The organism is Cupriavidus sp. 05N40, assembly GCF_056397305.1.
This window is the reverse complement of the sequence record NZ_JBFTND010000275.1, coordinates 1-8,048: the sequence shown is the minus strand read 5'-3', so window position 1 is coordinate 8,048 and position 8,048 is coordinate 1. Positions and strand designations below refer to the sequence as shown.

Genomic DNA, 8,048 nt, shown 5'->3' with positions numbered 1-8,048 from the left:
GGGGTAACCCTGTATGGTGTAGCCGATCAGTACATGGAGTACGTCAATACCGGTGCGAGCCATGTTGCGCGCGTGGAAGACGGCGGCCTGTATCAGTCGCGCTGGGGCCTGCGTGGCAAAGAGGAACTGGGGAAGGGCGTATCCGCGGTCTTCACGCTGGAGACCGGCCTCGCACTTGACAGCGGCACAGCGCAGCAAGGTGGTCGTCTGTTCGGGCGCCAGGCCTGGGTCGGTCTGAGCAGCAACGAATGGGGCGCGGTGACACTCGGCCGCCAGAACACGCCGATCTACTACATCGAGGGGCAGGCATCGGCCTTCGGCTTCTCGCCATATGGTCCCTTGGGACGCCTGCAGAATAGCGGTCCTGCTGGCAGTAGCTTGACCGCACGTGCCGACAACTCTATCCGGTACGAGAGCCCGGAGCTTGGCGGGCTGCAGGGGAGCGCCATCTACTCGTTCGGCGCTGAACGGACCGACGCCCCACGTGATGCCGACACGTTGGCGGCCGGCAGCCTTACCTATTCGCGCGGTCCCCTGTGGCTGGGCGTCGCATACGAACGCACCTACAGCATTAGTGCCGTGGCGGGTGCCGATCGGGACGAGCGCGCACTTGGCGCCACCTATGAATTTCCCTTGGTGAAGCTGTTTGCGAACGTGCGCCAAGCTACGCGTTGGGTACCTGGGCAATCTACCCTCAAGGACCGCGGATTCCATATTGGCGCCACCATTCCTGTGGGCGGAGCTGGCCTGGTGCTGCTGGCGTATGGCTTTCAAGAATCGGTGGGCACACCGAATCGTGGGCAGCAGGCCTCGATCGGCTACCAGTACGCCATGTCGAAGCGCACTACGCTCTATGCCAACGCAAGCAAGATCTGGAATACGAATCTTGCAAACTACACGTTCTCCAACATCCCGAACGGGGTCACTGCGACCAGCGTGAGCGATCCGCGCGGGGTCATGATGGGCATGCGGCACCTCTTCTGATCCAGGCCGTCAGGCCGGCACTGGCGCCGGCCTGATACGGTGCCTCGAAGAGACATCAATCATAGGAAAATCATGAAGCTTCCCGGTATCGCCTTGGTCTTGGGCATGCACTTTATCTGCGCGTCGGTCGCGTCTGCGGCAGACACGACACAGTTGCAGACCCTTAGCGCGGACGCAGCGGTTCGGCTTACGGATGCCGCCAGTCGCTTTGCCAAGGACCGAAAACTAGCTGTCAGCATTGTCATAGTCGACGCTTCCGGCCATTTTCTAAGCGGCGTAAGAATGGACGGGGCGCCGTTTGCGACGTTTGATGTCGCACGCGGCAAGGCAATCGCTTCAGCAGCGACTGGTGGAGTGTCTGGAGCCGAGCTTGTAAAACGATATCAGGCAAACCCCATCGTTTTCGGCCAGATGAGCTCCCTTGTGTATGGCGGACCGGTCTTCCCGTCGCAAGGGTCCCTGGGTGTATATGTTGAAGGCCGGTTTGTCGGCGCAATCGGAGTCAGCGGCGGGCCCTCGGATGCGGACGAAGAGGTCGGGCGCCGCGGCTTGGCAGCAATCGGTGCCACCGAGGCCCCCTGATCTGATAGCCTGCCCCGAGCAACTCGGGGCACGTGACATATTGCGTCAGTTACAGGCCGTGGCGCTGGATCAGGAATCGCTCGATCCGCGTAGCAAGGTCCACTGGGGCTTCATCCATCGGATAGTGTCCGGCGTTTTGTATGACATCGATGGTCAGATCGCGAAACGCCTTCCCGTACGTCTGTGCCATGACATCAGTGGTCAGCGACGGGTCATGCTCACCCACCAGCAACAGCGTTGGGATGCTGGTGCCCGCAATGTCTGCAGAGAGATCGGTGTCCGCCCAGGCCCGGAAATAAGCGGCAAAGGCGTTGACATCGGCATGCCGCGTTGAAGCGCGGGCCATCCTGTCCACCCAGTATCGGCTCAGACGATCGCCGGTCGAATGGTTGAGGACAGCGGCTCGTGCTTCCAGTTCGTTCGCGGCGCGCTCGAACAGGGCGCGTGTCGGCGCGTCGAACGGTGTCGGTGTCGGCGGCACCGGAGCAATGCCAACCATAGCTTGGACCCGGGTGGGGGCCAGCAAGGCGACGCCTTGCATGGCCTTGCCTCCCATGGAATGACCGATCAGCGAAAAGCGATGCCAACCCAGCTCGTCGCCCAAGTTCAACACGTCCGTGGCGATCTCCTGCAAGTCAAACCTGCCCAACATGTTCTGCCGGGTCCCATAGCCTCTGTAGTCGATGAAGGCGTAGGTGAATCGCTCGACGTCGAGTACATCTACCAGGGGCCCCCAGCCTCGTGCATGACCGAACCACCCATGCAGGGCGATAACATGGTTTGGGCCGTGGCCGATGGAGACCACATCTTTTTTCTCGGTGTGAAGCATTACGTTTCCTCCCCTTATCGATGGGCGTCCATATTGCATGACGGCCGGCGTCACCAGCGATCCGCCTGCAAGTTCTCGGACCATCCGGTAAGAACCTGTCCATGCGGCATGCGGCAGTGGCCGGCGGATGTATCGGAGCCGCAGAACGGAGGACGTTTTGGTAAACGGCTCCCCAAATTGGGAAGCGACTTCTGCTCGAATCAGTAGAGTACGAATCGGGCAAACGCAGCCGCCCACGTACAGAGATTCACGAGGAGATAAGAGTCAATGCCAAGTCGAACGTCTTCAACATTTCGCACCGCACCCATGAAGAAAACCAAGCGTGTCGCCGTCGTTGCTGCGGTGATCGCGACACTGTCGGCGGCGATCGCCGGGACGTGGGCTGGCGCCGCCAGTGCGGCATCGGCTGACCCCAGCGCACAGGCCAACTGGAAGCCGTCGAAGCCCATGGTCTTCATCGTGCCGTTTCCGCCGGGCGGCATCAATGACGTACTGGCCAGGACGGTGGCACAGCGCCTGTCGACCACGCTGGGACAACCTGTCGTCGTGGAAAACAGGCCAGGTGCGAGTGGCAACATTGGTGCGGAAGCGCTGGTACGCGCTGCGCCAGACGGCCACACCATTGGCATTCTGAACAGCATTCATGCTGTCAATGCGGCGTTCTATCGAAAGCTTCCGTATGACGTGACGCGCGACGTGCTGCCTGTCGCGCCGCTGGGCGAATCACCGCTGGTGCTCGTCACGAATCCAAACACGCCTTACAAGTCTGTCCCTGAGTTGATTGCCTACGCCAAGGCCAACCCCGGCAAGATCAACTACGGCGGCCCGGCCAGCTATCCGCTCGAAATGATCAAGACGATGGCCGGGGTCGACATTACCAATATTCCCTACAAGGGCAGTGGCCCGACGATCAACGACATGATCGCTGGTCACATTGACCTGGCGACGGGCCCTCTGCTTGAGTACATTCCGCATGTGAAATCGGGCAAGCTGAAGATGTTGGCCGTGGGTGCCGCGAGTCGTCTCAAGACGTTGCCAGGGGTGCCGACAGTAGCAGAGAGTATTCCCGGCTACGACATCACAGTCTGGTATGGCGTATTTTGCCCCAAGGGCACGCCGGCACCGGTGGTGGATACCCTGCGGTCCGAGATTCGCGCGATCATGAACGATCCTGCTATCCGCGCAAAGATGGAAGGCTTGAGCGTCGACACCGCCTTCAGTCAGGCCGGCGTGGCCGGGCTGACTACGCGACTGACGCGCGAGACGCAGCGCGCGCATCAGATCGTAGCCAAGACCGGTGGATATCTGAACTAGACAGGGCGACGACCCTGTTGCGAGGAGCTCAGACGTGAAACTTCCCATGGTTCGCCGGCGGCTGATTGCCTGCACGCTGGCGTTGTGCGCGCTGGCCTTGCCGTCGCTCGCTCAAGCGGCGTCGGAATCGAGCGACGCGTCACCCGCGCGGCTCGTGGTCGAGCAGGTATGTGCCGCGTGCCATGGCATCACTGGCCAGAGCACCGGGAAAGGCTATCCGAGTCTGGCTGGCCAGAACGAGGACTATCTGTTCAAGCAACTGCGGCAGTTCAAGGGTGGCGCCAACGGGCCGGCGCTACGTCAGGACGCCACCATGGCTGCAGTGGTCCAGAACATGAGCGACGCGCAGATGCGCGAGGTGGCGCGCTATTTCAGCCAGCAGCCGCCGGCGCACGGCCAGGCCGCCCGGCCGCAACTGGTCGAGGCCGGCAAGGCAATCTACTGGAAGGGCAATCCCGCCAGTGGACTGCCGGCTTGTGTTTCGTGCCACCGGCCCAACGGAGAGGGTATCGCGCCCGACTTTCCGCGTATTGCAGGCCAGCAGCCAGACTACGTGGTGAAGCAACTGCACGCATGGAAGTCGGGCACGCGCGGCGGGCCGGGCAAGCTAATGAGCCTGCTGGTGCCGCTGATGACCGACGAGGAAATTGTCGCGGTTGCGCAGTACTTGGCGCAGCTTCTCTAATTTGTTGCACATCGCCGTCCAGCACCGAGCTGATGCCCGGATGCCCGGATGGCTCAATGAAAGGAAATCAAAACCATGAAGATCGACAGGAGACACTGGCTCAAGGCAGCCGGCGCGCTTGGACTCGGTGCCGCTGCGCTGGAAGCGGGAGCTCAGGCGACGGCAGGGCGGAGCGTGCCGCCTGCTGCGCCAGGTACCAATGCCCTGCCCGTGATCCGGCCCGGCAAGACCCACCGGATCGAGTCCGCCAACGAAACCGTGCGCGTCGGCATTCTCGACCCAAAAGCCGCGCCCATCGCCAGCATCGATTCGGGCGATCTTGTGAAGTATCCCAATACATGGGTCAACTGGGCAAACGGGGCAGAGTATGGCATGAGCTACGAGGATCGAGAACCTGTGCGCAAGCGATTTCCGCAGGGACCGTACTCGAACATCGGACCAGTTGAAGTGCGTGGGGCGATGCCCGGCGATGTGGTGGAGTGCCGGATGGTCAAGTTGCGTCCAATTGGCTGGGGTTGGAACTCGGCGCCCAAAGGCGTCGGCGCGCTGCCGAGCGATTTTTCCAAGCCGTACCTGCGCTATTTCAAGTTCGAAGAGAACCGTCAATACACCGAGTTCGCGCCGGGCATCCGCATCAAGCTCGCGCCGTTCCAAGGCGTGATGGCCGTGCAACCGGCGGGCGACGAGYCGGTCAGTGGCATTCTCAGCGGCCCGTACGGCGGTAATCTGGTATTGCGGGAACTGGTCGAAGGGACGTCACTGTTCCTGCCCGTCCAGCGGCCAGGTGCGATGGTCTGGACTGGCGATTCGCATGCTGCGCAAGGCGACGGCGTGGTGAATCAGACCGCCATCGAAACAGCGATGGAAGACATGCAGATCCAGTACATCCTGCACAAGCAACGGCCCCTGGCGCTGCCAATGGCGGAGACGCCCAGTCACTGGATCATCCTTGGCTTCGGCAAGAACCTCGATGAGGCGCTGGTCGCGAGCCTGCGGCAGATGCTTGACTGGGTAAGCGCCGCGACCGGCATGGATCGACAAGATGTCTATTCGCTTGCCAGCATCACCTCGAATTTCCGCATCACGCAGTATTCGAACCAAACGAACAGCAACTACACTTCGATTCCTGCGAAGACCGTGCACGGCATGCTGCCAAAGGCTATCTTCGATGCCGCGATCCAGGAAAAGCTGTCACGTTCTCTACGCGGCTGAGCGCAGTGCGTGCCGGGCGTATGCCTCAGTCCGCCGCCGCACTGCCTGGTATGCCGGTGCGGCGGAACTCCGAAGGGCTGAGTCCCAGGTGTTGGACGAAGAAGCGCGTAAAATGCCCTTGCGCGCTGAATCCGAGTTGATGAGCGACGTCACCGATGGTGGCGTGCCTCTCTGCCAGTAGCTGCGTGGCGATGCCTATGCGGATCCAATCGAGATACTGTTGAGGCGAGATGCCCATGCAAGCCTTGAACTGGTGGAAGAGCCGGCTGCGGGACATGCCCACGGCGCTGGCGACCATATCAACATTAGGATTCTCGCTCGCGTGGCTCCGAATGAATTCGGTCGCACGCTTTATCCGATAGTCCAGTGGCCTCGTGTTTGCCAGCACTTCGGTCATTGACCTCCGCTGGAGATGATCGGCGGACACTTTGCGCGCCAGCTCCGCGATGGCAACCTCGCAGTCGAACGCCCCGATTCTTGCGTCGTCAGTCAAATCGCGGGCCAGGTACGTACCAAGCATCATCAGCGACGCGATGGTATCTGCATCCATTCGTACCTGCGTGTCACGGAATCGTAGCGCGATGGCTGGATTGTCCACGCCGAGCGTCCGGCCAAGCCATTCCGGGTCCAGCAGCAAAGCCAGCAATAGGGAAGGCGGTCCTTCCTTCGAACTCTTCGCGTGGGTCTCCCAAGGGTTGATTAGAAGGGCGCAGTTGTCGGTAAGCGTTGCTGGTTGATTGTCAATTTTGAAATGTGCGTCCGTGCCACCGATCTTGAAGATCAGATGAAATTCCGCATGGGCATGGGCGACCAACGGTCCCGAGATGCGATGCAGGGTGGCACGACCAAAGCCGCCGTGGACGATCCGTATCTGACGGTCTTTTTCCATTCAAGTGTCTCCTCAAACCGCCAAGAGGGCAGGCGGACAAACCGTAGACACGAAGCGCACAAATTGCTTGTGCGCCCACCACGAGCCCCCCTTTTTGGTGCAAACGTTTGCAGCGAGATTATGTCAGACCCGCGATATCGTCAAGGGAGATGTTGTTTTGTGCTTTGTCAGCCTCACGGCGCGCATTGCTATACCCAGGGAGTGCAGATACCTGCCTGGCGGGCGAGGTTCCGGAGCGCGTCTGCGGTCGCCGGCGCCAGCGCAATCCCGTTGACGCTGCGCTCCTTTGCAGCGGCATGGCCGCGCTCTCCAGGCAGCCGTGGAGGCCCCTCGGCAGAAGCGGGGAGATCGTGGATGGCAGTTGTCAGATCGGCTAGCTGCGCATGAAACACGGCTGGGTCGACCACCTGGGCGATGTCCACAACGAGCATCCACGCGTTTTGCGTGTGGCCACGCGCGGCGGTTCCGGCCTGCAGCGCCGGCGCCAGGATGGGGTGGGCGGTCAGGAGGCTGCACGCGATCTCCGCCATCAGCGCCAAGCCGGAACCCTTCGGGCCGCCAAGTGGCAGCGGGGTCGTTGCCTTGTGCGGGTCGGTGGTCGGATTGCCCATGGCGTCGATTGCCCAGCCCGGCTCAAGCGCTTGCCCGCTAGCACGTGCCTGCATCAGCTTGCCGAAAGCAATGGCACCCGACGCCATGTCGAACACGATTGGCGAGTCCAGTCCCGGGCTCGCCATTGACACTGGCGCTGTCGAGACGCCTGCCACAGCGGCGCCATGGTACGCCATGAGTGGTGCCGACGCGGCCATCGCCATGGCGAACATTCCTGCGCCGGCCACATGCGCTGTGTGAAACCCAAGAGCGCCGGTATGCGTCGTCTCCCGCAGGAGCACCAGACTGGCACCGCTTTGCCTTGCGCCGGACATCGCTCGCCCGGCGGCGAAGCGCATGCCCAGCGCGCCGGCGCAGCGATCGCCTTCGACGACCATCAAGGCGGGCAAATCGAGCCCGACACGCGGATGCGCCTGACCATTCATCTCGCCGGAGGTCAACCACGCAATGTACTGCGGGATGCGAGATACGCCATGTCCTGGCGCACCACGCATGTCAGCCCATACCAGGCCTTCTGCCACGAGGGCCGCAGCCGACCCCTCAAGGCCGGCGGAGACTAGCAGCGCTTTGGCAAGGGCTTGTAGATCAGTGCCGCTGGTCAAGCTTGGTGGGCGCGCAGTCATGCCGCCTCCGAACGCATGCTGCGAGCCGGGAAGAATTTGTGCAGCCATTCCGTGACAAGATTCAGCGCCGCACGGTTGTCATCGGAGAAAATGAAGTGATCGATTTCCGACAGCAGATGCAACTCCGTCGGCATCTTTGCGTTGCGGAACAAGCCGATCGACTGATCCGTGGGGGTAACTGAATCATCCGCAGGGTGCAAAAGGAGGAGCGGACGCGGAGCGATGTTGCCAACCACGGCATTTGGCTGGAAGCGCAGCATGCTYTCTACCACTTCGAACGGGAATTCCATAAAACTCCCAGCAGGCAGATTGCTACGC

9 protein-coding genes are annotated in these 8,048 nt (G+C 61.6%); 5 read left to right on the top strand and 4 right to left on the bottom strand.

Translation table 11 applies throughout. From position 1 onward, the window contains the following. Both AC1DO7_RS37350 and AC1DO7_RS37345 read left to right on the top strand, forming a co-directional pair. A partial coding sequence (locus AC1DO7_RS37350; protein WP_477117305.1) for a porin occupies positions 1–984 on the top strand: 984 nt, incomplete at its 5' end. Positions 985–1,056: 72 nt separating this feature from the next. Beyond that, on the top strand, positions 1,057–1,566 hold the full coding sequence (locus AC1DO7_RS37345) for a GlcG/HbpS family heme-binding protein (RefSeq protein ID WP_441643522.1): 510 nt from the start codon (positions 1,057–1,059) through the stop codon (positions 1,564–1,566). A gap of 49 nt (positions 1,567–1,615) precedes the next feature. Here the strand turns inward: AC1DO7_RS37345 and AC1DO7_RS37340 are convergent, their stop codons facing one another. Beyond that, a complete protein-coding gene (locus tag AC1DO7_RS37340; protein WP_441621657.1) occupies positions 1,616–2,395 on the bottom strand; it encodes an alpha/beta fold hydrolase in 780 nt (259 codons plus the stop codon). 306 nt (positions 2,396–2,701) lie between these two features. Here AC1DO7_RS37340 and AC1DO7_RS37335 point away from each other — a divergent pair, with 306 nt between their 5' ends. The 3 genes from AC1DO7_RS37335 to AC1DO7_RS37325 all read left to right on the top strand — a co-directional run bounded on the left by AC1DO7_RS37335 (position 2,702) and on the right by AC1DO7_RS37325 (position 5,606). Then, entirely contained in the window at positions 2,702–3,709 is a 1,008-nt protein-coding gene (locus tag AC1DO7_RS37335; RefSeq protein ID WP_441621655.1) for a Bug family tripartite tricarboxylate transporter substrate binding protein, read from the top strand. 34 nt (positions 3,710–3,743) lie between these two features. Next, complete coding sequence (locus AC1DO7_RS37330) at positions 3,744–4,394, top strand: c-type cytochrome (RefSeq protein ID WP_441621653.1); 651 nt, start codon at positions 3,744–3,746, stop codon at positions 4,392–4,394. A gap of 75 nt (positions 4,395–4,469) precedes the next feature. Then, entirely contained in the window at positions 4,470–5,606 is a 1,137-nt protein-coding gene (locus AC1DO7_RS37325) for an acetamidase/formamidase family protein (protein ID WP_477117304.1), read from the top strand. Between the two features lie 25 nt (positions 5,607–5,631). On the opposite strand, the gene AC1DO7_RS37320 is transcribed toward AC1DO7_RS37325, so the two are convergent. The 3 genes from AC1DO7_RS37320 to AC1DO7_RS37310 form a co-directional block, all read right to left on the bottom strand. Continuing rightward, positions 5,632–6,495, bottom strand: coding sequence for a helix-turn-helix transcriptional regulator (locus AC1DO7_RS37320; RefSeq protein ID WP_441621649.1), 864 nt, complete (start codon positions 6,493–6,495; stop codon positions 5,632–5,634). 188 nt (positions 6,496–6,683) lie between these two features. Continuing rightward, positions 6,684–7,730: an Ldh family oxidoreductase gene (locus AC1DO7_RS37315; protein WP_441621647.1), complete on the bottom strand. Its 1,047-nt coding sequence runs from the start codon at positions 7,728–7,730 to the stop codon at positions 6,684–6,686. Continuing rightward, positions 7,727–8,048 (bottom strand): alpha/beta hydrolase family protein (locus tag AC1DO7_RS37310; RefSeq protein ID WP_477117303.1); only part of this gene is annotated, 322 nt, incomplete at its 5' end. The genes AC1DO7_RS37310 and AC1DO7_RS37315, both read right to left, overlap by 4 nt.